Genomic DNA, 25,859 nt, shown 5'->3' with positions numbered 1-25,859 from the left:
GTTTACATACTCAATATTTCGCATCAACTACAGAATGTCCTTTTTGCTGGTATCATCTTCCTTGGTGTGATTACCCAAGCTATCTAAATAAATGGCAGTACAATGTCCCTCTCATCCTTGATTCACCCACAAACCAAGCAACAAACAGAAAGCTTGTTTCGCACATTTCTGAACCTTAGTGAGACAGAAAAAAATGTCTTAATTATTTTGTCTGTTATCTATAACGAGGTGGAAATCAGTAAGCTTAACCAAATCATTGAGCAATTAAACGCCGAAGGATTTTTACTAAAAACCCCACAGCAAAAACCGCTATCCATCGCACAAATAAAAAAGCTCACCCAACTCAAGCTGTTACAGCCGCAAACGAATAAACTGCAAGTTAATAAGTTACTGGCGAATACACTAATAACTAATGTTGAACTCTTGCCCCATAAAAATGCGTTAACATCCAAGCAAAAGCTAGAAGAGATAATCATGGCAATAGAGCAGGTTAGTCCTGTTCCAAACGGCCTAAGCGGGCGAGAAAACCACATATATGAACAAGGAAGTATTAGAGATTATTATTTTCTAGGTCAAATCAAGCTAGTTGAGAAAGTATTAAAGTTTAATAAAAATCCTCAAATTATCAGCCACCTTAGAAATAAGGTACTCATAGAAGCTCTTTTTCTACCCTTTAATTTAGAGCTGTTTGTATCTCTTCCAAACACCATTCAATATCAAGCCTTTGCGAGCCTTATTCGTTTATTTCAAAAAGAAGGGCGAAGCTGTGACTACCCCATCATTCTTTTAGAGCAAGTTTGCACAGTGCATCAAAACCAAAGTACGCCTAATATTCAGTGCCAATATCTACTAGCTGAACAGTACTTATTGCAAATGCGCTTTTCGGACTTTAAGAGGTTACTCGCTAGTCATGACAATAGCAGTTACGCCCAGCAGTTATGGGGAGCTTACTATTTTCTGATAGGTGATAATCAGCAAGCTATTGATTACTTTCACCTAGCACTTATTGCTAAAAACAAAATCAGCAAACGAAAAAAACAATATCTACATGATGTATTAGGTTATTTTCATAAACTTGCCCTCACCATACATGGCAATCTCGAGGACTCTAGTTATTATGCCCAAGCTTTAGAGCAAATTGAAAATGAAGAAGCCGATAGAAAAGTAAGTAGCGACTTACAAAACCTTGGCTCAAACCTAGTCAGGCCCATTCGGTGTTTGTCAAACGCAGAGAAATACAATATCAATGTTAAATATCACTGCCTTGATGAAAACACTGACTTTTATTGCCACCAATTGAATTATTTTAATTACCTGCTGGCCAATGTTTGGTGTAACCAAAATCAAGACCCTGCCCTTGCCCAACTTGCATTAGAGCATAAGAGCAAATTCGAACACCTAGGTTACCCTTTGTTTGCGCATTTATGCCAACAGTTAGCAGCGAGTTTTAGCCGCAACAGCACAAGTGAAACACCTAGGAGTTCTGAGCTATTCAATATCGCAAAGGCTATAAAAGTAAAAGCACAGTGGGATCTAGCCCTAGATAAACTAATAGCACTGGCTTCAGAAGCAGATAACAATACCCCGCAGCTTATCGAACCAGCCAGTCAATCTACTCGGCTAATATGGGAACTAAAAAAGGAGGGAGATTATGTACTGATCCCACGGGAGCAAAAACGACAAAGCTCAGGTTGGTCCAAAGGTCGAGTGATTCCCCTAAAACGTTTAAAAGAAGAGCCAGAGAAGTTCGTATATCTCAGCGCCAAAGATAAAGAAATTTGCAATGCCATTAGCAGCTATTATGGGAGTTACTACGCCAAGTCAGAGTATTTCCTAAAAGGAAGTTCGGCCCTTAAAGCTGCCGTAGGAGCAAAAAACTTAGTCAAAGCGAATGATACCAGTCAATCAATTGAGCTGTCCTACAAAGAGCCAGAACTATTGGTTAATCAACAGGGGAAAGAGCTTTGCTTAACCATAGCAGGTATTCCTTCAGTTCATGAGGATATGGGCAAGGCTTATAGTCTCACCTATCTAACAGATAGCGCATTGCAACTGACTATTTTTGATCCAGAACACCTCAAAGTAGCACAGATAATAGGTGAAGCGGGTTTGTTAATTCCAATCAGCGCCAAACAAAAAGCTTTAGAGGGCATACGCGCTGTTGCTCCCCTTCTTAATATTCAATCCGACATAACAGAACTAAACACAGGGTTAGACAATCAGCAATGCGACCCTAATCTAATAGTGAATATTCAGCCCAAACAACAAGGTTTATCTTTTACTTGTGTTGTTATGCCATTTGGAGAGTTTGGTCCGAGTTACAAGCCAGGCATTGGAAGTACAAGTATAACTGCTGATATCAAAGGTAAACGCCTTGCTACACAAAGAGATCTCATTCGTGAAGAAGTGCTAATGGACGAATTAGATATAGCCTGCCCTGGTTTTTTAACTATGACTGACAATATCTTAATCGAGGAGGATACTCAGCAGGCCATAGCAATACTTGAGCAACTTGAAAAGGCAAGCACACAAAATACATTTGACTTGATACTGCGCTGGCCCAAAGGCAAAAAATTACACCTCACCGAAACATTCAGCAGTGCTCACCTACAGCTATCTATCAATAAGAAAAGTGAATGGTTTGATTTGTCTGGAGAGCTAAAAGTCAATGATGAGCAAGTCATCGACCTAAGAAAACTATTAGCGTTAGTTGCAACAAGTAATGGGCGTTTTATAAAGCTCAGTGAAGACCAGATACTGGCTCTGTCAGAAGGCTTACGCCAAAAGCTGCTGAAAATTAACCAAGTTACCGACCACAACAGTTTTCACCCGTTAGCCAGCTTGCACATTAAAGAAGCAACCACAGGTATGCGCATGAAAACCATTCATGCATGGGAGCAGCAAACCCAAAGGATGCATCAAGCAAACTCCATTGAACCTAGCATTCCCTCAAGTTTGCAGGCAAAGTTACGTGATTATCAGCTAGAAGGGTTTGATTGGGCGTCTCGTCTTGCCCACTGGGGAGCCGGTGCTTGTTTGGCTGATGACATGGGATTAGGAAAAACCCTACAAGCTTTGGCTATACTACTCTCGCGAGCACATCAAGGCCCAAGCTTAGTCATTGCCCCCACATCTGTATGTTTTAATTGGCAACAAGAAGCATTGAAGTTCACCCCTACTCTCAATATAAAATTATTTTCAGATGCTACAAGTTTGCAGCAACGTAAAGCCCTACTAGACAAACTAGCGCCCTATGACTGCGTCATCATTAGCTACGGTTTATTACAACGTGAAACTCAAATACTCAAAGCAGTAAAATGGCAAAGTATAGTTGCCGACGAAGCCCAGGCCCTAAAAAACCCTTTAACCAAACGAGCAAAAGCAGCGTTTGCACTTAAAGGAACCTTTAAAATGATCACAACCGGTACACCCGTCGAGAATAATTTAACAGAGCTTTGGAGCTTATTCAGATTTATTAATCCTGGATTATTGGGCAATATTAAACGCTTTGGTGAGCGCTTCGCCCTGCCAATTGAAAATGCCAAAGAAGATAAACTTGCAGCCCGAAAAGCCAGCCAAGGCTTAAAAGCCTTAATACAGCCATTTATTCTGCGGCGTATGAAAAATCAGGTGCTAAATGAGCTCCCTCCCCGCACCGAAATAACGCTACCGATACAAATGAGCGAACAAGAAATGGCTTTCTATGAAGCCCTAAGACTCAACGCCATAGACAATATAAGTCAAAGCACTCAACAGCCTAATGCAGGCTCCCAACGCATAAAAATGCTGGCAGAATTAATGAAACTGCGACAAGCCTGCTGCCATCCTAAGTTAGTCATGTCTGAAACCAAGCTTGCGAGTGCTAAGCTAGCAGCCCTTGACGAGTTATTAGAAGAACTTAAGCTTAATAATCATAAAGCGTTGATTTTTAGTCAATTTGTTGGCCACTTGCAAATAATTAAAGAACATGTCGAAAGCAAAGGGTTCAGTTATCAATACTTAGATGGCTCGACCCCAATCAAAGAGCGCCCTAAAAGGGTTAACGCCTTTCAAAGTGGTAACAGTGATTTGTTTTTAATTAGTCTTAAAGCGGGTGGTTCTGGCTTAAATTTAACAGCAGCAGATTATGTAATACATATGGATCCTTGGTGGAACCCTGCCGTTGAAGAACAAGCCTCTGACCGAGCTTATCGTATGGGGCAAAAAAGGCCGGTGACCATTTATAGATTAATTATGCAAAACACAATTGAAGAAAAAATTGTCGCTCTGCATCAGCACAAACGAGATTTAGCAGACAAGCTATTATCAGGCAACCAAGAGGCAAGCAAATTGTCAGTGGACGATATGCTGAATTTACTAAAAGAAACCTTTTAACAGCAAAAAACACCGAGAAAGAATAAACAAACTAAGCCACGACCAATTAACTTATGCTTATATGTATATGCAATTTAAATATTACCAGAATAATGAATGGCAATCTCAAGCAGAAATTTAACGAAATCAGGCAAAAAAACCTGATTATTTTTAATTTCTTGATTTTTATACAAAAGAAAATCGGCATCTAGTTGAAATATCTTGTATAATCCCGCGCAATTTTTACTCACAATGAAGTTGAACCAATGACCGATTTATCTAAATACAGAAATATTGGTATTTTTGCCCACGTTGACGCGGGTAAAACGACCACAACAGAAAGGATCCTTAAACTTACGGGTCAAATCCATAAAACTGGTGAAGTACATGACGGTGAATCTACTACCGATTTCATGGAACAAGAAGCAGAGCGTGGTATTACTATCCAGTCAGCTGCTGTTACATGTTTTTGGAAAGATCACAGATTTAACGTAATCGACACCCCAGGGCACGTTGACTTTACAGTTGAAGTGTACCGTTCTCTTAAAGTTCTAGATGGCGGTGTAGGTGTATTCTGTGGTTCTGGTGGTGTTGAGCCTCAATCAGAAACAAACTGGCGTTATGCGAATGACTCAGAAGTAGCACGTATTATCTTCGTTAACAAATTAGACCGTATGGGTGCTGATTTTTACCGTGTTGTACAACAAACTAAAGACGTACTAGCTGCTAACCCACTAGTAATGGTTTTACCAATCGGAATCGAAGACGACTTCGTTGGTGTTGTTGACCTTCTATCTCGTAAAGCTTACGTTTGGGATGACACTGGTCTTCCTGAAAACTACACAATCGAAGATGTTCCTGCGGACATGGTAGATAAAGTAGAAGAGTACCGTGAACAACTAATCGAAACTGCTGTTGAGCAAGACGATGACCTAATGATGGCGTACATGGAAGGCGAAGAGCCTTCAATGGAAGACATCAAGCGTTGTATCCGTAAAGGTACACGTACTATGGCATTCTTCCCAACATACTGTGGTTCTGCTTTCAAAAACAAAGGTGTTCAACTTATTCTTGACGCTGTTGTTGATTACTTACCTTCACCTACAGAAGTTGATCCTCAACCTCTTACAGATGAAGAAGGTGAGCCAACTGGTAAGCATGCAATCGTTTCTGCTGATGAAACCTTCAAAGCGTTAGCGTTTAAAATTACAGATGACCGTTTCGGTGCATTAACCTTCGTACGTATCTACTCTGGTACGCTTAAGAAAGGTGACACTATTCTTAACTCTGCAACGGGTAAAACAGAACGTATTGGCCGTATGTGTGAAATGCAAGCTGACGACCGTAATGAATTGAGCAGCGCACAAGCTGGTGACATCATCGCTATCGTAGGTATGAAGAGTAATGTTCAAACAGGTCACACATTATGTGATCCTAAAGATCCAATCATCCTAGAAGCTATGGTATTCCCAGAGCCAGTAATCTCTATTTCTGTTAAGCCTAAAGATAAAGGTTCAACTGAGAAAATGGGTATTGCTATCGGTAAAATGGTTGCTGAAGATCCAACTTTCCGTGTTGAAACAGACGAAGACTCTGGTGAAACTATCCTTTCTGGTATGGGTGAGCTTCACCTAGACATCAAGGTAGACATCTTGAAGCGTACTTACGGTGTTGAGTTAGAAGTAGGTCAACCGCAAGTTGCTTACCGTGAAACTATCACTTTAGAAGTTGAAGATTCTTATACACATAAGAAGCAATCAGGTGGTTCTGGTCAATTCGGTAAAATCGACTACCGTATCAAACCAGGTGAGCCAAACTCTGGCTTCACATTCAAATCAACTGTTGTTGGTGGTAACGTACCTAAAGAATTCTTCCCTGCTATCGAAAAAGGTTTTTCTGGCATGATGGATACTGGTGTTCTTGCAGGATTCCCAGTACTAGACGTTGAAGTTGAATTATACGACGGTGGATTCCACGCAGTTGATTCATCTGCTGTAGCGTTCGAAATTGCCGCTAAAGGCGCTTTCCGTCAGTCTATTCCTAAAGCTGGTCCTCAATTAATTGAGCCAATCATGAAAGTTGACGTATTCACTCCAGACGACCACGTAGGTGACGTTATTGGTGACTTAAACCGTCGTCGTGGCATGATTAAAGACCAAGAAGCAGGCGCAACTGGTGTACGTGTTAAAGCTGACGTTCCTCTATCTGAAATGTTCGGATACATCGGAAGCCTACGTACAATGACATCTGGTCGTGGTCAGTTCTCTATGGAGTTCTCACACTACAACCCTTGTCCAAATGCTGTTTCTGAAAAAGTAATTGAAGAAGTAAAAGAGCGCAACGCTAAGAAGTAATTTTTAACGTTGAAGATTTCAAAGCCCCGTTAATGCAAATTAACGGGGCTTTTTTGATCTTACCCTTGAATACTGTAGGCTTTAACCCAATGTATCTTTTTGAAGATTAACCTTATCTGTTTTTTATCAGACCAATATACGAAGTGACATTTGTCCTCCTCCAATTTTAGGAAAATTACATGAAATTAAAATCACTTGCCTTTTTGACGGCATCTTCTTTATTTCTTGCTGCATGCGGTAATGATAAAGCCAGCACCACTGAAACTGCAGCAGAAAGCGCGCCGGCCGAGCAAGCCTTAACCACTACAGACCAAAAACTAAGTTATATTGTAGGCACAAACTTAGGCGGACAATTTAAACGTGATGGGTTAACCCTTGATTTAGCTGCATTATCTTTAGCCATAGAAGATGTAAATTCCGGCGCACCTTCTCGCTTAAGTGATGAAGAAGTTAATCAAACTATTACTTTGATACAGCAACAAGCTCAAGAAATGCAGCAGCAAGCCAGAGAAGCACAAAGTGCTGAAAACAAAGCAGCTGGTCTAGCTTACCTTGAGGAAAACGCCAAGAAAGAAGGCGTAGTCGTTACTGAAAGTGGCTTACAATACAAAGAAGTTGTATCAGGCGAAGGTGCAATACCCACAGCTGATCAAACTGTTGTGGTTCATTACAAAGGCACTTTAATTGATGGAACACAGTTTGATAGTTCTTATGACCGTGGCACGCCTGCTGAGTTTCCAGTGACAGGTGTAATCCAAGGTTGGGTTGAAGCACTACAACTAATGAATGTAGGCGATAAATTTGAATTAGCTATCCCATCTGACTTAGCTTATGGACAACGTGGAAGTGGTCAAGTTATAGGGCCAGACGCAACTTTGTTGTTTGAAGTTGAATTGCTTGAAATAAAGTAATTGATTTAGCAAAGTATCCACATAAAGCCTTGCAGTAGATCTGCAAGGCTTTATGTGCTATAAAAGACTACTGAGCTTCTAGCCTTAAGCTTCCAAAATCTGCATTAAACGCTACGCACCAAACACTTAGGCTATCAAAGTCTTCAACAGACCTTCCCTCGGGTAACACTAATAAAATGGTTTCATTCGTAAACGATTGGCCATCTATTCGCTCTCCAATCCCAAAGGCATCAGAACCAGAGAAATTGCCATTTACCCCAGCGTAAAATCTTACATTTGGAGCCATACCATCAAAGTTAAACATTGTAACTTCTATTGTACAATCATCAATAATAGTAGCTGTTCCAGATACATTATGAGCAAAAGTTGTGAACTCCCCTGTATAGCCAATCTTTGTTGAGTCTGAAGAACATTCTCTGACTCCATCTAAATTAGTCAAAGACAAACTTAAGTGCTCTATAGCTTGCTGCTGTTCTATCAAAGACGTATTAACAGCGCCACTATTTGCAACGATATCCTCTACCTGAATATCAAAGTCATCGGAAGAGAAATCAACTATCACACCCCTTGCTTGGTTATGTGCGTCGTCCGTAATAGTTATACCGTTTCCCGAAATGCCATCTCTATCTAGGGTTTGTAAAAGCCGAGCCATATTTGCCACTCGTACATCATTAATATTAGTCACAGAGAAAACATCGAGGGGGGACATAACATTTTGCGCGGTAACAGCTGGAAATTGAATATCACCAATTGAAAAGGTGATATCTTCACCGTCAATGTAAAAGAACTCTCCTTGTTCATTGGTCATGCCGCTTTGGCTAGAGGTAGAAAAAGACAAGCCTTGCACTGCAGAGTCAATGAACACCCCAGTCAAGATTACTGGGGAGTTAGGTACCTGTGATGAGTTGGGATTACCATCTCCTGAACCACCACAAGCAGATAAAATAGCTAGCGCGCTGAGGCTAAAAAAGATAGGCAGCTTAGTGAAACTTAGGAAAGGCATTCGGCTTACTCATAAAAATAAAGTGTTATCTATTATGAGCCGACCCAGTAGCGAAATCCTCACAGAAGTTTCACAATTTTGAAGCCTCTTAAATCAAGCAAAACCTAATTTTAGTTTTCTTACACTGCCACATAAAGCCAGTAAACTTAACCACAAGAAAGCGCCTCCGCCTCCAGAGTTAGAAGAGCCACCAGTACTGGTATCAGCGTCAATCAAAGTATTTTCAACCGGATCTAAATTTGCCGCACTCGCCACTGTATTGTCTGTTACCACAACGTCAGAAATCACCACTAAATTTTCTTCTTCAATAATCACATTATTGGCAAAGTCAGTTGCCGTGTAATTTTCCATAGGGATATCAGTGAATGCTCCTCCTAGGTTAACCGTCGCTTTTGCAGCAATAGCATCTACAGTTTCCATTCCATCATCAGTAACCTGCCCAAACACAGTAAACCCACTATTTTGAGTATCTAAGTTACTGCTGTTGTCAGCCAGATTAATAAACCATTGTGACGTGGCGCTATCTGCAGAGCCTGAAAGCTTTGCCATGGCGATAGTTCCTCGCAAGTTTGAGTAAACTGGCTCATTATTAATGGCAGGACCGGTCTCTATAGCATCTAGGGGCACTTCACCGGCAGCAGCAGGGTCAACATATGCATAACCCCCACTTTGGATAATAAAACCGCTTACAGAGCGATGTACAATCACATTAGCGTAAGCACCTGAGTTTACATAACTCAAGAAATTCTCAACGGTTTCAGGCGTTGTTTCATCAAACAAATTAACTTCAATATCTCCAAAAGACGTACGGATTTCAACCACGGTAGCTTGAGATAAAAAAGACACCATAGCCAAAGTAGCTGTAGCGCATACAACACTAATTTTTCTTAAATACATAATCACTTCTTAAAATAAGGAATCACAAGAACAATGGATTAAAAAGGCACAGGGTATTCTTTGAACACACCTGCAATTGCATCAAGGACATCCTCAGCTAACGGGGTGCTGAAGGCTTGAATATTATCAGCTAACTGCTGCATATTAGTTGCACCAATTATGGTAGATGTTACGCCATCAACTTGGTCACACCATGCTAAGGCTAATTGTGCAGGATTAAGTTGATGGGCTTTTGCGATATCGACATACTTAGCGGTAGCAGCATGGGTTGCCGCTGTATCTCTAAATATTCCGTTTCTTTGTTCTAACGTCCAACGGCTACCTTGCGGTCTTTGATTATTTAAATATTTACCACTTAACGCGCCACCAGCTAAAGGTGACCATGGTAAATATGCCACATCTTCTTGAATACAGTTTTCTATCAAATACGGCCAATCTTTAGCATGCAGTAAACTAAACTCATTTTGAATAGATACCATGCGAGGTAAAGCGTATTGATCACTCAACTTAAGGTAGGTATTAATGCCCCAAGGGGTGTCATCAGACAAACCACAAAAACGTATTTTCCCAGCTTTAACACAATCGTCTAACGCTTGCAGTATCTCTAACATCTGCTGGGTTTCTTTGCTTGCACTAGCTTTAGAGAAAGTCACTTGCCCTGGCCAATGCTTTGCGAAATGAGGGGAAACTCGATTTGGCCAGTGTAATTGGAATAAATCAATATAATCAGTTTGCAAGCGTTGTAACGATGCATCAACGGCTTGAATAACACTTTCACCCGTAATTTTTTGACCATCACGAATGTAAGACAAGCCAGGTCCTGCAATCTTACTAGCAAGTATAATGTCTTTTCTACGAGAGCCGTTTGCAGCTAACCAATTTCCAATAATTCGCTCAGTATCGCCGTACTTGTCCCCAGAAGGAGGGACAGGATAAAGTTCTGCTGTATCAATAAAATTGATACCTTGATCCAAGGCGTACTCAATTTGTTTGTCCGCCTCTTGTTGGGTATTTTGAATTCCCCACGTCATACTCCCAAGACACACTCTTGATACTTCTACACCACTGCGACCTAGTTTTGAATATTGCATAACACCTCCTCTGTTTTCTCAATGGTAACAAACTCTTAAGGTGCATTTTATAACATATTCGAACAGAGCAGTGTGTAGTGAAAAATAAAGAACAAATTTAGGAGCCTATATCCAAAAGCAATAGCTAAGAGGCCACATTAATGGTTTGAGTAGCTTCAGCAGTAAAAAAGCCTTTGTCTAAACCTGAAAAGTTATTGTTATGGTTTAGTATGTATTTTTTAGTACGCTGCCCTTCGATTAACCTCAAAAGATTAAGCTGTGATGGATTTTGCGACATACTACTAATATGAAACTTCAAAGCGTCGGGAGCGCTTGGCATATTTTTAATGTCAAATATTAAGACACTCAGGTGAGGTTCGAGTTTTATTCTACCCGCCCCTAAACTCAGTGTAGCAAGGTGCTCAAACTCCCCTCCCTCTAATGGATTTGTTAAAGCATTCATATTGAAGCCTTTTTTAAGGTGCTTAACTAATGCTTTTTTATAGACGGGATCATCTAAACTCAAATCCGCTACCGTAGAGCCAGTCTCTAACTCAGCTCGTAATGACATATCTAAAGCTGCTAGAGGAGCCATGATTTCATATACCCATCTATCAGGCCCTATGTGTCTAACCTGAAATGTGGCGATGTTACTATCGTGAGCCACAGCTAGTGGGGTCAGTAGTATACTGCCTAATAAGAGACAGAAACGAATAGCAATACACATAGATATACCCCTTATATCAAACAGAAGTAGCTAAACTTCATTAAAGCTACTGAACAGTAAAGTCGTTTCTATCTACAAAGCTTCCCATTAAACAAACCGGCACATTAGGCGCACCAGTTTCTAATGCATGATAATGGTATACACCATCAGGAAACTCAGGTGTAGCGTGTGTGTGGCCATTACATTCATCGACCTCCGCGCTCTCACTAGGAACTGTACTTATAGAATCGAGATCGTCATAGGCTCCATAAATAGGAAAGCCATCTTTCGCTAAACCTGCAAATGCAGTTGGGTCTTCGTACTCTATATGAAAGTTAGTACAGCTAATGCCATACAAATCAGTAAAGTCATACTCCTGTGATTCAAAAACGGTATTAATAGACTGGGGAATAAAATGCCAATGATAATAACCAGCGGGATCAGCATGACCACCACAATGGTCCAATGCAGGAATGTTTCCACTACCTGTTCCACCTATACCAGCTTCAGCTGTGGTGACACTAGGGGGATCACCTTTAATGGGAATACCATTAATCCCCACACCAATACTCCCTACGGTTTCTATGTAATATGCTTCAGAACGGAACTCAGGCGAAGTGGGAATTAAATAGGTGATTGTCAAACTAGAATCAAATGGCATGGATAGGCAGTAGCTATATGCCCCGCCACCGCCGGAACGAATATTGCCATCCTCGTCAATAATATCGTAACCATCAGCGTCCATACCTTGTGCGGCGTCTACCAATGATTGAAACCCAGGATTAGTCGCTCCATCATATACGCCAAGTCCAGCCTCATTCCTAGGAGTAGTTATACTATCTGGGCAGTATGGCCCTATTGTCCCTTCACCTTCGGTATCTCCAACAGTATTGGCCGCAAAGGTAAGCTCATAGCAAGTGGTGCTAGTACCATTTTCTAGAGTACAGCTAACGGTATCTTCTGACAAAGGCAACACAGTAAACATATCAGCATCATAATACCCCTCACTTACCTCTACCGTATCAGACTCTGACGTATCATCTGCCACTACAGTATTGGTTGTATCTGAGCTTCCACAGCTCATCAAACCTGAAAATAGCATTAAGGTAGGAATAGACTTTGATTTAAACATGTATTGATACACCCTTTCTATATTCGAATAAGCAGCGTACCAGCTAAATTTGACTTAAAAAGAGCAGAGACTCACTCTTCTTATTCTTTACACATTTAGGGCTTAGAAACTACCAATTTATACACTAAGCACTAAGCTGCTTACCTAAGTGAAGCAGCCAGATAATAGCCTTATAATCAAGACAATATTGTTACCTTTGCTGGCCTACGCCTTAATAAGAATAAGCTTCAATAATTCTCCTTACTTATAAGTAATTTTTGTTGCAGCAGCGAAGCCAAGAAGCCTGCCAACGTACCGAAAATAACAGTTATAACCAGCTGTAATATCACACTAATACTAGCTTCAACATGGATTGCAAAAAAAGTAACTAATCCTAAAAACCACGCCACTATATTGTTTATGACTGGCACGTCTCTTAATGTAATGACAATAATAGCGACAACAAATACCACCAAGCCCAGTGAAGCACTGCCAATGTAAGAAGATAGCGGCCCAATACATAGGTGTGCGACAGCCCCTAAGATAACGCCTAAAGATACGCACAATGCACTTTTAAGCCCATGACTGAAACTCGAGGGATTAGTGAAAAATGCAATCCAACCGATAAACATCACCCAAGGAGCAACACCGAAAGTTACAGTTAACATAGCCGCAAGTGCGGCTACTATGGCTGCAATTAGCGTATCTTTACTGTACCCGAGGGATAAAATGGAATTATGTATATAACGAGTCATAAGTATTCCTATATCAAATTAAAAAGTTAAGAGCACTTCATATCAAGCTCCCATAGAAGCTGTGTGCAGGTTTACGAACCACTCTATGTTCAATGCTTTATAGCAAATAGATTGATGGGAACTGAGCGCACACTATGGCAGACGTTTTTATATGACTCCGCCATTAGCCCTAAGTACCTGCCCGTTAATCCACCCGCCTTCTTCACTTGCAAGAAACGACACTGCATGGGCAATATCCTCAGGACTGCCCAGTCTTTCTAATGGGCTCATTTTTGACATTCGTTCTATTAATTCAGGAGGTTTATTTGAGAAAAACAATTCTGTAGCAGTTGGGCCAGGGGCAACAGCATTCACCGTAATTGAGCGCCCTCTTAACTCTTTAGAAAGCGTGGCTGTTAACGACTCTACAGCAGCCTTGGTTGCTGCATATACACCGTAAGTTTCTAACCTAAGACCAAGAACGCTTGTCGATATATTGATTATTCTTCCGCCGTCAGCTAAGCGCTTTGAAGCTTGACGAAGAGTATTAAATGTTCCTTTTAAATTTGTCTCTATTTGGCTATCAAATAGTTGCTCACTGCTATCAGCAATTAAGGCCAGTTTCATGATCCCAGCATTGTTTACCAATATATCAAGCTTACCAAGTCTGCTTTCAATAGCAGTGAACATGATTTCAACCTCTGTAGCATTTGCCACATCACACTTTACAGATATCGCTTTTACGCCATTATCAATTAGCTTAGTCACTAGGCTTTCTGCGGCCTTTACATCCCTTGAATAATTTACCGCAATGGCATACCCATCATCAGCCAATCTCAAAGCGATACTCGCACCGATACCTTTAGAAGCACCTGTAACTAAAGCAACCTTCGTTTTACACATAATTAAACCCTCTTATTAAAGTACTGAATTCGAGAGTTATTATGATTTATTTATTTCTATTAATAATCATGCAAAAATTGAAAACACTATTCCATTTACTACAACAACGGGGCGCTTATGGATCGTTTTGATGAGATGAAAGTCTTTATTAGGATAGCCGAACGAAAAAGCTTCACGCTGGCAGCTGAAGATTTATTGCTCCCTAAATCCACAGTTACGAACCTACTCAAACGTCTTGAAAAAAGGTTAAACACACGCCTAATAGAGCGCACTACTCGCCAAGTTAACCTAACACCTGATGGAGCGCGCTTCTTTACACGTTGCGCAAATTTGCTCTCTGAACTAGACGAAATGGAAAACCTTTTTTTAAGCTCCAGCCCAAAGGGACTATTAAGGGTCAACTTACAAGGTACCTTAGCAAAACACTTTGTTGTGCCCTATCTAGATACATTTCTTACACAATACCCTGAAATATCCATGCATGTTGCAGAAGATGACAGACAAATAGACTTGATAAATGAGGGAGTAGACTGTGTGTTACGAGCAGGTGAATTAAGTGACTCTAGCCTAATAGGCAGACGGCTTACATCATTAACCCAAGCGACAGTTGCCAGTCCATATTATTTAGAAAAATATGGCACACCCAACTCCTTAGCAGAGCTAAAGCACCATAAAGCAATAGGATACTCGTTAGATACAAAATCAAAGCCAACATCACTGGACTTTATATCCAGTAAAGATCTCTTCAGCTTTGAAATGAACACATCGATTACGGTAGCGGGTGCCGACTTATACACTGGCTCAGCATTGGCAGGACTGGGATTAATACAAGTGCCGCGCTATCGAATTGGCCAAGAACTAGAGGCAGGTAAATTGATAGAAGTGCTAACGAACTTTCCTCCGCCATCAATGCCAGTATCAGTCTTATATCCAAGTAAAAAACACTTATCATCAAGAACCCGCGTTTTTATAGAGTGGCTAACTTTGCGTTTTCGTAACTATGAGGTTTAGCTTTTCAGCAATAAGCTATTAAAGCTGCTAGGTTATTTAACTTAGTAACTTAATTATCTAGGGCGACTTTAAACCTTCTATTAAGAATAGCCCCCCAAAGATTATTTATATCCAGACACAAAAAAGGCTCCCGAAGGAGCCTTTTTCAATCAAAAACTAAATATTAATACTTCACACATCCATGTGTTACACCCTTCGGGCCATGCTGCGCATGTTCTATTTTGTTTCGACGGGCCGGCCCTCCGGAAAATAGTCACGGAGGTATCCATTCAGGGTACCCTACAGAAGCTACGGGCAATAAAAAAGGCCACCTAAGTGACCTTTCTTGAATTGCTTAATTTAGAACTAGTCTAAAATCTTAGCAACAACACCCGCACCTACTGTACGGCCACCTTCACGGATTGCGAAGCGTAAACCTTCGTCCATCGCGATTGGGTTGATAAGCTCTACTTTGAACTTAAGGTTGTCACCTGGCATTACCATTTCTACGCCTTCAGGAAGCTCTACTGCACCTGTTACGTCAGTTGTACGGAAGTAGAACTGTGGACGGTAGCCTTTGAAGAATGGAGTATGACGGCCACCTTCATCTTTAGACAATACATATACTTCTGCTTCGAAGTTAGTGTGTGGGTTGATTGAACCTGGCTTAGCTAATACTTGACCACGCTCTACGTCTTCACGCTTAGTACCACGTAACAACGCACCAACGTTCTCTCCAGCACGACCTTCGTCAAGAAGCTTACGGAACATCTCTACACCAGTACAAGTTGACTTAGTTGTCTCTTTGATACCTACGATTTCTACTTCGTCACCTGTGCGTAAAATTCCACGCTCAACACGACCTGTTACAACCGTACCACGACCTGAAATTGAGAACACATCTTCAATTGGAAGTAGGAAAGGCTTGTCAACGTCACGCTCTGGCTCTGGGATGTATGAATCTAGCGCTTCTGCTAGTTCAACAATCTTCGCTTCCCATTCTGCTTCGCCTTCAAGAGCTTTAAGAGCAGAACCTTGGATTACTGGTAAGTCGTCACCTGGGAATTCGTATTCTGAAAGTAATTCACGTACTTCCATTTCTACTAATTCTAGTAATTCTTCGTCGTCTACCATGTCACATTTGTTCATGAAAACAACCATGTAAGGTACGCCAACCTGACGGCCTAACAAGATGTGCTCACGTGTTTGTGGCATAGGACCATCTGTAGCTGCAACAACTAGGATTGCGCCGTCCATTTGAGCAGCACCAGTGATCATGTTTTTAACATAATCGGCGTGACCAGGACAATCTACGTGGGCATAGTGACGTGTTGGAGTATCATATTCAACGTGAGACGTTGAAATTGTGATACCACGCTCACGCTCTTCTGGAGCGTTATCGATTTGATCAAATGCAGATGCATCGCCACCGTAAGTTTTTGCCAATACAGTTGTGATTGCAGCTGTTAATGTGGTTTTACCGTGGTCAACGTGGCCGATAGTACCTACGTTTACATGCGGTTTAGTACGTTCAAACTTTTCTTTTGCCATTGTCTATTCCCCAGCAAAGTACATTAAAATTGATTTTTTATTGAGATGGGGAGAGACATGTGGTGCTGATAGGCAGATTCGAACTGCCGACCTCACCCTTACCAAGGGTGCGCTCTACCAACTGAGCCATATCAGCATTTCACAAAAATGGAGCGGACGGCGAGAATCGAACTCGCAGCATTAGCTTGGAAGGCTAAGGTATTACCACTATACGACGTCCGCACAACTTGCTCTCATACCATATCAAGCAAAAAGTGGTGGAGGGGGCAGGATTTGAACCTGCGAAGGCTGAGCCGTCAGATTTACAGTCTGATCCCTTTGACCACTCGGGAACCCCTCCAGATTGATGGTGCCGACTACCGGAGTCGAACTGGTGACCTACTGATTACAAGTCAGTTGCTCTACCAACTGAGCTAAGTCGGCACTGCATCAAGTGGGTGCGGATTCTAGAGTAAGATTTCGGGGTGTGCAATAGGGAATTTACAAAAAAATGCATTTTTTATGTTGTTTGCTTGATTTTAGGCCTAACTGCTCAATTTGCAGCCAGTTTTCTGTGAGTAAAGGGCTATTTTTTACTAAGAATATTTAATCCAAGTAAAACTAAATTTTCAAAGAAAGTAACCTTAGGTAATTTTAACTGTTCAACTAATGAGCTAGCACCGCCTGTAATAAAAATTTCATAGTCACTAAAGCGTGAATTAAGGTAATTATTTGCCATCAAAACAAACCCTTGTTGCTGTGCTAAAGACCCTAAATTGACACAATCTTGGGTCGTATCTCCTAAAGCTAATTCTGTTGGTATCTGACTATCAGCAAAAACTTGCGCCGTTTTACTCTGTAAGCTTTCTTTCATAAGTGAAAAACCAGGGGCTATCCAACCACCTAAATGCTCTTGATCAGATAAAATATCGCAAGTATTCGCCGTACCTAAACTCAAAACAGCGACAGGTTTGCTGCTTTTTTCTTTAGCAGCAATCATGGCTAGCCAACGATCCACCCCCATAGTCGACATATCATGGTACGCAAAAGTTAAGCCGTGAGCCTGCTTTTGAGTGGTAGCTATGTGTAATTCTATGCCTAAAGGTAGGGTTAACGCTTCTAGTTGCTCCACCTGTGATGCTTGCCCAACACAAGACAACCAAATTTTTGATACTTGCTTTAAATAGGGAGCTAAGTCAGCAATTGAATCGCAAACCCTTACTGTGGTTAAATCGTCTTCATAGGCAAACTTAATCCTGCTATTACCTATGTCTACTAGCAAACTATGAAACTGGTCTGACACTAACTTCTCCACCGTGATAAGCCTTTAAGCCTTGCTCTGTCTCCAATAAAATAGCACCACTTTCATTTATCCCTCGGCTTACGCCAAAGATAGTTTGTTTACCAACAAGTAACTTAACTGCTTGGTTGGCATACACATCTTTGCTGCGCCAATCGTCAATAAATGGAGCTAAACCATCACGCTCAAATGTATTTAGAGTATCGGTGAGGGTTGATAGTAAATTGGCTGCCAATTGATTTCGTTCTAGTGGATTGTCAGTAAGTTGCGCTAAATCAATCCATGGTTGATCTATTTCTTTTACATTTTTGGGTAGTGATATATTTAGACCTATGCCTATAACTGTTTGGCAACCTAGTCCCATTTGCCCTTCAACTTCTATTAACACACCGGCAAGCTTTTTACCTAAGCCGTAAACGTCATTCGGCCATTTCAATTTAATGCCGTCAACACCACTTAACGCTAATGCTTTAGCCACCGCAACTCCCACAGCCAAACTCAAGCCACCAAGAGCTGCATACCCTCCAGTAAAATGCCAGTACATAGATAAATACAAACTACTGCCGTACGGAGATACCCATTTACGTCCATGTCGACCTCTGCCAGCAGTTTGTGCTTCTGCAAGACAAGCATGACCATTTTCTAAGTCATCAAACTTTTCTTTGATGTATTGGTTTGTTGAACCTATCACATTAAGAACTTCAATAGGTGCTGAATAGCCTGTAGGTAGGTGAGTTGATATTTCTTTCAGGGTAAGAAAGTTTAATGGGCTAGCTAAGCAATAACCTTTGCCTGTTACACTGTAGATATCTAAACCAAGGGCTGTTAATGCTTTTATATGGTTAGATATAGAAGCTCTACTAAGATTTAATGCTTTACCTAAAGCCTCACCAGAATGAAACTCTCCGGTCGCTAAAACCGATAGTAAGGTACTACGTACTTCATCAACGGTTTTACTCATAATGACACTAACCCTTGCTTATCCATCAGCCTTACTTCATTTTCTAAGTCAATTGAGAAAGTTTTATTGACGGCAGCTTTAATACCTCTGGCAAACTGCAACAATTGCTCCCCCGTTCCAGCTCCATCGTTAAACAACACTAGAGCTTGGTTAGGGTGACAACCTATGCCGCCATTCTTTTTGCCTTTAAAACCTAACCTATCAATTAACCATGCAGCTGGCACCTTCACCTTACTTGCATTAACTGGATAACTGGGTATTTCAGGCCACTCTTGTTGTAACTGCGTAAATAAGCTTTTATCAATAATAGGGTTTTTAAAGAAGCTACCTGCATTACCTATTTGCATAGGGTCAGGTAGTTTACTTTTTCGTACTGCCACCACTTTATTGAAAATATCTTCAGGGGTAGGCGAGGTTAAGTTTCGCAATTCACCGTACTGAGTAACTGCCACCCAATTTTTAGGCAATGCTAAAACCACCTGTGTAATAACAAACTGACCTGCGAGTTGCGATTTAAAAATACTATCTCGATAACCAAATAGGCAGTCGTCATGACTTAGGCTTTTTATGCAGTGGGAATCTAAATCAAAATAGTCCACTCTACGAATAAAGCTTTCAATCTCTACTCCATAAGCTCCAATATTTTGAATGGGTGCGGCCCCTACGGTTCCAGGAATTAAAGCTAGATTTTCTAACCCATGTATACCTTGCTGCATGCAAGATGAAACCAGTTGATGCCAATTTTCACCCGCAGCAGCCGTTACTAAATATTCAAAGTCTGATTCTTCTATTTGTATTCCTTGCAGCGCAATTTTAAAAACAGTGCCTTGGTAATCATCTAAAAAAACAGTATTGCTTCCTCCTCCCAGAATACAGAATGGCGTAGCTGGTAAATTCGTAAATTGTTTTTTCAGCGTATCGAATGAATCTATCGAAATAATATTATTACCGGAACTTGATAATCCAAATGTGTGAAGGGAAGTTAAAGAGTGCACTTACATCTAGGGGCTGAGGAATTTGTGACTATTTTAATCGAGAAGCGACTAATTACTAGTAAAAGAAACATAATCTCCCCCAAGCAACCGATTTCATAACAGCACTTTTACTCCTATTCAGAGTTCGCCTAATTTTTAAAAGCGAAAACTTGCATATATATTTTTGGTCAATATACTGTTTATTTATACAGTATTAAATTTGTAAATAATCAATGCACCCGACTATCCGCTACCTTAAAAATAAGAATTTGCTCTGGCAAGCAAACCATGCGTACCATGATATCCAAAACGAACTACATACCGGTTATCAGGAGCTCGATAACGCTTTGCAAGGAGGGTTTCCTGAACATGGCGTAATTGATATTCGTAGCCTCCTTGGTATAGGAGAATTGCGTTTACTGCTACCTAGTATTCTCCTTAGGCAACAACAAAATACGACTGAATTAACCACACTTATCGCTCCTCCCATGGATATCAATGCAGAAATGTGGGCAGAATTTGGGTTATCTATTGAGCGTATAATGCTCATTAGGCCTAACTCCGAACGGGACGTTCTATGGAGCGCTGAGCAAAGCCTAAAAAGTGGCTGTTGCCACAGTGTAGTAATATGGCATAGCAGCTTATCAGTAGCACAAACTAAGCGTTTACAATTAGCTGCTGAAAAAGGTCACTGCCTCCTGTTTATAATCCGTGAACCTAAACAAGAGCAAATTTCTTTGCCGGTAAGCTTAGGGTTACAGTTAAGCCCAGATAAAGCCGGAGTAAACGCCCGAATTACTAAACGTAAAGGCGCCTTTTCCAAAAAAGCATTTACTGTCAATATGCACCACTACTGGCCAGAGATCTGCCAGCCCAAACAAAGCAATGTGCTCACCTTTCCCCTTCGAGCATCGCAGGTGGGCTAATCATGACTCGCCCACCTTGTGTAATGCAGAAGCTCTGGCTGTACTTATATTTTCCTAGCTTACAACTGGACACACTATTACAGCAAAGTTCTGATACAGATATTCACAAACAAGCTTATATCATCTTTGATGAAGCAAAAAACCAAACATGCCAACTGAACGAGGCTGCATATCAAGCAGGTATCCGCTTAGGCATGGGTTTAGGTACTGCATCTATGTTAAAGGCTGATTTACAGGTTATTCCTTACCAAGAAAATATAACCAAAAACAGGCTAAATAATATTGCTCAAAATTTATATTTGGCCACCAGTGATATTTGTTTTTTTAGTCACAATGGACTCTTATTAAGGGTACACAATATGTTGAATCTATACGGTGACTTAGTCACTTATTGGCAGCATATTAAACATATTTTACTCACTCAAAATGTTCATTTTCATTATGCGACCGGACACTCACCTTTAGCAGCTAAACTATTGGCTGTTAAAGCTTGGGATCGCATAACAGATAGTAAAATACATATCGAACAAGCCATGTCCAAATGCACATTACAACATACTGAACTTTCACCTAAATCAATACAAAAGTTAAACCGCGTTGGCATTCATGATGTAGAAGGCTTACTCAAACTGCCCCTTGCTGATATTGCCAAACGGTTTGAAATTGACATAGTGACTTATATTGGCCGGTTAACAGCAGAGCTATCTCATCCTGTTAACTTTTTTCATCCAAAGCCATATTTTGACCAAATTATTGAATTGCTATTTGATGTACAGAGCATACAAATACTACAAAAGCCGCTGCTCCAGTTACTCGCGAAGTTAGAGCTATTTCTAAAAGAACGTGACCTTTTAACTCAAAGCTTAAAGGTTTACTTAAGTCAAAGGGAGCATAATCCCATTAAGTTAGAAGTTAACTCTCAGCAAGGTGAGTATTTAGCTAAACACTGGGAAGATCTGCTCTTTTTGAAGCTGGAAAACATAAGCTTAGAAAGCCCTATTTTTGCCATTCAGCTGATCGCTCCAACAACCTATGTAAGGCGACCTGATAAACAAGATTTATTTGCAGGTAAGCAAGGCTCGTTATCCCCTCTGCAGCTGAGATCTATACTTCAAGCCAAATTAGGAAAAGAAGCCATTTTAACTCCCCAATTGGCCGATGATTACCGCCCAGAACGCACAACATTATTAAATCAAACAAACACAAAGGCTGCTGCTGACTTTCCTCTTTTTGCCCTTCGCCCTAGCTTTTTATTAACACCGCCCCAGCCCCTGCAAGAGAAAGTCCATTTAGCATCAGGGCCAGAGCGCATTGAAACAGGTTGGTGGGACTCTGAATTTATCATCCGCGATTACTTCATTGCATATAATGCTCTAGGCCAATGGTACTGGGTATTTAAAACACCTCATAACAAGTGGTATTTGCATGGTGTGTTTAGTTAATGTCAGCTCCGCTCCAATACGCCGAATTATTCTGTCAAAGTAACTTTAGCTTTTTATATGGCGCGTCTCACCCACAGGAGCTAATAGCGCAAGCAAGCTTTTTGAAATACCAAGCGTTAGCTATTACCGATGAATGCTCGGTAGCGGGCATAGTTAGAGCATATACTGAAATACAAGTGCATAAGCTCAATATCAAACTTATCGTAGGGAGTCTTTTTCGATTTGAACCTAGTCTTAAATTTATATTATTGTGCCCAAACCGGCTAGCTTACGCTGAGCTATGTAGAACCATTACCAATGCACGTAAGCGTATGCCTAAAGGGGAGTACAAACTAGACGAGTGGGACTTGCGGGGGATCAAACACTGCTTGATGATATGGCTACCCACTGGCAACTCAAAAACTGACGAGCACTGGGGAAAATGGTTAGCAAAGTATTACAACAGCAAGGTTTGGCTAGGGTATCAAAGGCATTTAATTGCCAATGAAAACCGCTATTTAAATCATATCAAACAACTTAGCGATATCTATAAACTAAAAATTTGTGCTTGTGGTGGAGTCCTTATGCACAATACCCAGCGGCTCCCATTACAGCACACTCTCACTGCTATTCGAAAAGGCAAACCCATTAGTCAGCTAGGACGTCAGCTTTTTCCTAATAGTGAACGTTATCTACGACCTTTAAACAAACTTAAACATCTATATCAAGCCGATTGGCTTGCTGAAAGTGTACGCATCGCTAGTTTCTGTGACTTTAATTTAAGTGAATTGAAATACGAATACCCTAGCGAGTTAGTTCCAAAAGGCAAAACCGCAACCGACTATCTAAGACAGCTAGTGATCCAAGGAATGGCAATTCGCTTTTCGAGCGGTGCAAGACTCACTTTTGCTATTAAAAGGATCATAGCCAAAGAATTAAAGCTGATAAAAGAATTACAATATGAGTATTTTTTTCTAACTATTTATGATGTTGTGCAGTTTGCACAAAAACATAATATTTTATATCAAGGAAGGGGATCTGCCGCTAACTCAGTAGTCTGTTATTGTTTACAGATTACCGCTGTAGACCCGCGGCAAATATCAGTTTTATTCGAAAGATTCATATCCAAAGAGCGTAAAGAACACCCAGATATAGACGTAGACTTTGAGCATGAAAGACGTGAAGAAATCATTCAATATATTTATAAAAAGTATGGGCGAGAGCGTACTGCTATTGCAGCTACGGTTATTACTTATCGCCACAAAAGTGCAATTAGAGATGTAGGGAAAGCACTAGGAATAAGTGAGCATCAACTAGATTTTTTTATAAAAAACATCAATCACAGAGATAGTGAATTAGGGTGGCAAGGGCAAATAAGTGAGCTTGGCTTTGACAAAGACTCTAGCAAGGGGCAGCTCTTCAGCAATTTAGTAGAAGAAATAAAAGGCTTTCCACGTCATTTGTCACAACATGTTGGAGGCTTTGTCATATCACAAGGCCCGCTCTACCACTTAGTTCCCATTGAAAATGCAGCAATGGCAGAGCGCAGCGTAATCCAATGGGACAAGGATGATTTAGAGAGTTTAGGATTACTCAAAGTAGATGTACTCGCCCTTGGAATGCTAACCGCAATTCGAAAAACTTTCTCACTCATCCAGCAGCATTACCAACACTTATACAGGATTGCTGATATAACCGCTTTAGGCGATGATCAACAAGTATATAAAATGATCCAAGCAGCAGACACAGTTGGCGTTTTTCAAATAGAATCTAGAGCACAAATGAGTATGTTACCGAGACTCAAACCTGCTGAGTTTTACGACCTAGTTATTCAAATCGCTATCGTTAGACCGGGGCCAATTCAAGGTGGCATGGTACACCCTTTTTTAAAACACAGGGCCACTCCCCAATTAATAAAATATCCATCAGAAGACTTAAAAGAAATTCTGGCAAGAACATCTGGAGTACCCATATTTCAAGAGCAAGTCATTAAAATAGCTATGGTAGCAGCTGGCTTTACAGGAGGGGAAGCAGATCAGTTACGCCGCGCAATGGGTAGCTGGAAGCGCAACGGAAAACTCACCCACTTTAAAGAAAAGCTCATGTCAGGAATGTTACAAAGAGGATATGAAGCAAGTTACTCAGAACGTATTTATAAACAAATATGTGGATTTGGTGAATATGGATTTCCTGAGTCACATTCAGCATCTTTTGCAGTATTAGCTTATGTGTCGAGTTGGTTAAAATACTATTATCCAGCGGCCTTTTACACAGGTTTATTAAATAGCTTACCCATGGGATTTTACTCGGCAGCCCAATTAATAGAAGATGCTAAACGCCACAAAATAACTGTACTTCCTTTGTGTATAAACCATTCTAACCATGACCATTTGATGGAATACACAAATAACCAATGGGCAATTAGGCTAGGGTTTAGACTAGTTAAAAATGTCAATCCTAGTGATTCACACACCTTAGTTCAAGCCCGTCCCAAAATAGGTTTTACAGAGATAAACCAAATTAAAGAGCTCAAGCTATCTCGTAAGTATTTAGAAGCACTTGCCAGTGCCAATGCCTACCATTCTATTTGTAATAACCGATATGCATCACGTTGGTTGCTAATGGACTCAGAAGCAGATTTACCACTATTAATTAAACAAAAAGATTCAAGTATACAAAGCATTCCCACTCCAACCATTACGGATAATTTATTAGAAGATTACGCTGCGGCAAGCTTAAGTCTCACCATACATCCGATTAAATTGCTACGAGAAGCCAACTTACTCCCAAATTACATACAAGCAAATCAATTAATACAAAAAAGTCATCAGAGTCATGTAACTGTTATTGGGCTCGTCATAGGAAGGCAAAGACCTGGTACATCAAAGGGCGTAACTTTTATCACACTTGAAGACGATACCGGAAATATCAATATAGTCGTTTGGTTAAATACTGCCCGAGCACAAAAGCAAGCATTTCTAAAATCCCAAATATTACAAGTAAAAGGGATCTTAGAGCGAGGTGATGGCGGTGTAACTCACATAATAGCTGGTAAATTAATAGATCTGAGCTCAAAGCTCGCAAGCTTAAATACAAAATCAAGAAACTTTCATTAGTATTTAATCACAAATAGTTTAACTACCCAGCATTTAACAACTGCCAGAAAAAGAAGTGAACCCCTTTATTTAAATAGGAGCCTGCAGGGCTGACTACCAGTAGTGTGCGGGGCACCCCGTGCGACCTACATGGATGGTGGAAGTGCAGAAAAATGTCTGGAACATATTCTGTCTACTCTCGCAGGAGGGTAAAATGGTCTTTCTAGGAACACGGTTCCGCTCCATTTTTCAACGAGCCAAGGATGATGAGTTTGGGTGAGTATCATCATGGGATGTGTATTTGACTACTCTAGGTTTACTGGACCGAATCAAGCTATGCTTGGCTCTGGAAATCCACTTCGTGACGGTTGACTGCTGTGTAGCAATGCGCATTTTCGCTTAGAGTAAGGGCTACCCGTACACATCAACAGTGTATAAATACCTTAAACACACCGCAAAACAAAAAAGGGCTACCCTTACGGATAGCCCTTTCTCTAAATAGGAGTCTGGCAGTGTGCTACTCTCGCATGGGGAAACCCCAAACTACCATCGCCGCTAATGCGTTTCACTTCTGAGTTCGGAATGGGATCAGGTGGGACCGCATCGCTATGGCCGCCAGA

General features: G+C 40.8%; 18 protein-coding genes, 4 tRNA genes and 1 rRNA gene. 7 read left to right on the top strand and 16 right to left on the bottom strand.

All coding sequences use genetic code 11. The annotated features are described in order from the left end of the window. The first annotated feature begins 102 nt into the window (after positions 1-102). The 3 genes from ACMUMK_RS12245 to ACMUMK_RS12235 all read left to right on the top strand — a co-directional run bounded on the left by ACMUMK_RS12245 (position 103) and on the right by ACMUMK_RS12235 (position 7,618). Positions 103-4,374 carry a DEAD/DEAH box helicase gene (locus tag ACMUMK_RS12245; RefSeq protein WP_414701436.1) on the top strand — a complete coding sequence of 1,424 codons (4,272 nt, stop codon included), beginning with the start codon at positions 103-105 and terminating at the stop codon, positions 4,372-4,374. A 245-nt stretch (positions 4,375-4,619) separates the two neighbouring features. Beyond that, positions 4,620-6,707 carry an elongation factor G gene (fusA, locus tag ACMUMK_RS12240; protein WP_414701435.1) on the top strand — a complete coding sequence of 696 codons (2,088 nt, stop codon included), beginning with the start codon at positions 4,620-4,622 and terminating at the stop codon, positions 6,705-6,707. Positions 6,708-6,886: 179 nt separating this feature from the next. Continuing rightward, positions 6,887-7,618 carry an FKBP-type peptidyl-prolyl cis-trans isomerase gene (locus ACMUMK_RS12235; RefSeq protein WP_414701434.1) on the top strand — a complete coding sequence of 244 codons (732 nt, stop codon included), beginning with the start codon at positions 6,887-6,889 and terminating at the stop codon, positions 7,616-7,618. A 67-nt stretch (positions 7,619-7,685) separates the two neighbouring features. Here the strand turns inward: ACMUMK_RS12235 and ACMUMK_RS12230 are convergent, their stop codons facing one another. From ACMUMK_RS12230 to ACMUMK_RS12200, 7 genes are all read right to left on the bottom strand, one after another. Continuing rightward, a complete protein-coding gene (locus ACMUMK_RS12230) occupies positions 7,686-8,621 on the bottom strand; it encodes a DM13 domain-containing protein (protein ID WP_414701433.1) in 936 nt (311 codons plus the stop codon). Between the two features lie 93 nt (positions 8,622-8,714). Further along, on the bottom strand, positions 8,715-9,518 hold the full coding sequence (locus ACMUMK_RS12225) for a peptidylprolyl isomerase (protein WP_414701432.1): 804 nt from the start codon (positions 9,516-9,518) through the stop codon (positions 8,715-8,717). Positions 9,519-9,556: 38 nt separating this feature from the next. Further along, positions 9,557-10,609: an aldo/keto reductase gene (locus tag ACMUMK_RS12220; protein WP_414701431.1), complete on the bottom strand. Its 1,053-nt coding sequence runs from the start codon at positions 10,607-10,609 to the stop codon at positions 9,557-9,559. Between the two features lie 124 nt (positions 10,610-10,733). After that, positions 10,734-11,315: a hypothetical protein gene (locus ACMUMK_RS12215; protein ID WP_414701430.1), complete on the bottom strand. Its 582-nt coding sequence runs from the start codon at positions 11,313-11,315 to the stop codon at positions 10,734-10,736. A 46-nt stretch (positions 11,316-11,361) separates the two neighbouring features. Further along, positions 11,362-12,426 (bottom strand): YHYH protein, encoded by a 1,065-nt coding sequence (locus ACMUMK_RS12210; protein WP_414701429.1) that lies wholly within the window; start codon positions 12,424-12,426, stop codon positions 11,362-11,364. Between the two features lie 227 nt (positions 12,427-12,653). Further along, positions 12,654-13,160, bottom strand: a complete 507-nt coding sequence (locus ACMUMK_RS12205; protein WP_414701428.1) for a DUF1097 domain-containing protein — start codon at positions 13,158-13,160, stop codon at positions 12,654-12,656. Positions 13,161-13,307: 147 nt separating this feature from the next. Further along, positions 13,308-14,042, bottom strand: coding sequence for an SDR family oxidoreductase (locus ACMUMK_RS12200; protein ID WP_414701427.1), 735 nt, complete (start codon positions 14,040-14,042; stop codon positions 13,308-13,310). Positions 14,043-14,159: 117 nt separating this feature from the next. On the opposite strand from ACMUMK_RS12200, the gene ACMUMK_RS12195 reads away from it, so the two are divergent. Next, the gene (locus tag ACMUMK_RS12195) at positions 14,160-15,053 is read left to right on the top strand and encodes a LysR substrate-binding domain-containing protein (RefSeq protein ID WP_414701426.1); all 894 of its coding nucleotides are present in this window, start codon (positions 14,160-14,162) and stop codon (positions 15,051-15,053) included. Between the two features lie 345 nt (positions 15,054-15,398). Here ACMUMK_RS12195 and tuf read toward each other — a convergent pair whose 3' ends face one another. The 8 genes from tuf to murB all read right to left on the bottom strand — a co-directional run bounded on the left by tuf (position 15,399) and on the right by murB (position 19,818). After that, positions 15,399-16,583, bottom strand: coding sequence for an elongation factor Tu (gene tuf / locus ACMUMK_RS12190; protein ID WP_414699571.1), 1,185 nt, complete (start codon positions 16,581-16,583; stop codon positions 15,399-15,401). Positions 16,584-16,643: 60 nt separating this feature from the next. After that, positions 16,644-16,719, bottom strand: a tRNA-Thr gene (locus ACMUMK_RS12185). A gap of 12 nt (positions 16,720-16,731) precedes the next feature. After that, positions 16,732-16,805, bottom strand: a tRNA-Gly gene (locus ACMUMK_RS12180). A gap of 33 nt (positions 16,806-16,838) precedes the next feature. Then, positions 16,839-16,923: transfer RNA gene (locus ACMUMK_RS12175), tRNA-Tyr, on the bottom strand. Positions 16,924-16,930: 7 nt separating this feature from the next. After that, positions 16,931-17,006: transfer RNA gene (locus tag ACMUMK_RS12170), tRNA-Thr, on the bottom strand. A gap of 142 nt (positions 17,007-17,148) precedes the next feature. Next, a complete protein-coding gene (locus ACMUMK_RS12165) occupies positions 17,149-17,865 on the bottom strand; it encodes a type III pantothenate kinase (RefSeq protein ID WP_414701425.1) in 717 nt (238 codons plus the stop codon). Continuing rightward, positions 17,846-18,823: a bifunctional biotin--[acetyl-CoA-carboxylase] ligase/biotin operon repressor BirA gene (gene birA / locus ACMUMK_RS12160; protein WP_414701424.1), complete on the bottom strand. Its 978-nt coding sequence runs from the start codon at positions 18,821-18,823 to the stop codon at positions 17,846-17,848. The genes ACMUMK_RS12165 and birA overlap by 20 nt, the downstream gene beginning before the upstream one ends. Continuing rightward, complete coding sequence (gene murB, locus ACMUMK_RS12155) at positions 18,820-19,818, bottom strand: UDP-N-acetylmuramate dehydrogenase (protein ID WP_414701423.1); 999 nt, start codon at positions 19,816-19,818, stop codon at positions 18,820-18,822. The genes birA and murB overlap by 4 nt, the downstream gene beginning before the upstream one ends. Positions 19,819-20,030: 212 nt before the next feature. Here murB and imuA point away from each other — a divergent pair, with 212 nt between their 5' ends. The 3 genes from imuA to ACMUMK_RS12140 are packed head-to-tail and all read left to right on the top strand — an operon-like array spanning position 20,031 to position 25,260. Next, the gene (imuA, locus tag ACMUMK_RS12150; RefSeq protein ID WP_414701422.1) at positions 20,031-20,723 is read left to right on the top strand and encodes a translesion DNA synthesis-associated protein ImuA; all 693 of its coding nucleotides are present in this window, start codon (positions 20,031-20,033) and stop codon (positions 20,721-20,723) included. A 2-nt stretch (positions 20,724-20,725) separates the two neighbouring features. Beyond that, positions 20,726-22,165 (top strand): Y-family DNA polymerase, encoded by a 1,440-nt coding sequence (locus ACMUMK_RS12145; RefSeq protein WP_414701421.1) that lies wholly within the window; start codon positions 20,726-20,728, stop codon positions 22,163-22,165. After that, positions 22,165-25,260: an error-prone DNA polymerase gene (locus ACMUMK_RS12140; RefSeq protein ID WP_414701420.1), complete on the top strand. Its 3,096-nt coding sequence runs from the start codon at positions 22,165-22,167 to the stop codon at positions 25,258-25,260. The genes ACMUMK_RS12145 and ACMUMK_RS12140 overlap by 1 nt, the downstream gene beginning before the upstream one ends. 483 nt (positions 25,261-25,743) lie before the next feature. On the opposite strand, the gene rrf is transcribed toward ACMUMK_RS12140, so the two are convergent. Beyond that, positions 25,744-25,859, bottom strand: a 5S ribosomal RNA gene (gene rrf / locus ACMUMK_RS12135).

This window comes from Paraglaciecola sp. 2405UD69-4 (assembly GCF_047525415.1).
GTDB lineage: Bacteria > Pseudomonadota > Gammaproteobacteria > Enterobacterales > Alteromonadaceae > Paraglaciecola.
The sequence above is the reverse complement of the archived record's forward strand: the minus strand, read 5'-3'. Positions and strand labels throughout refer to the sequence as shown.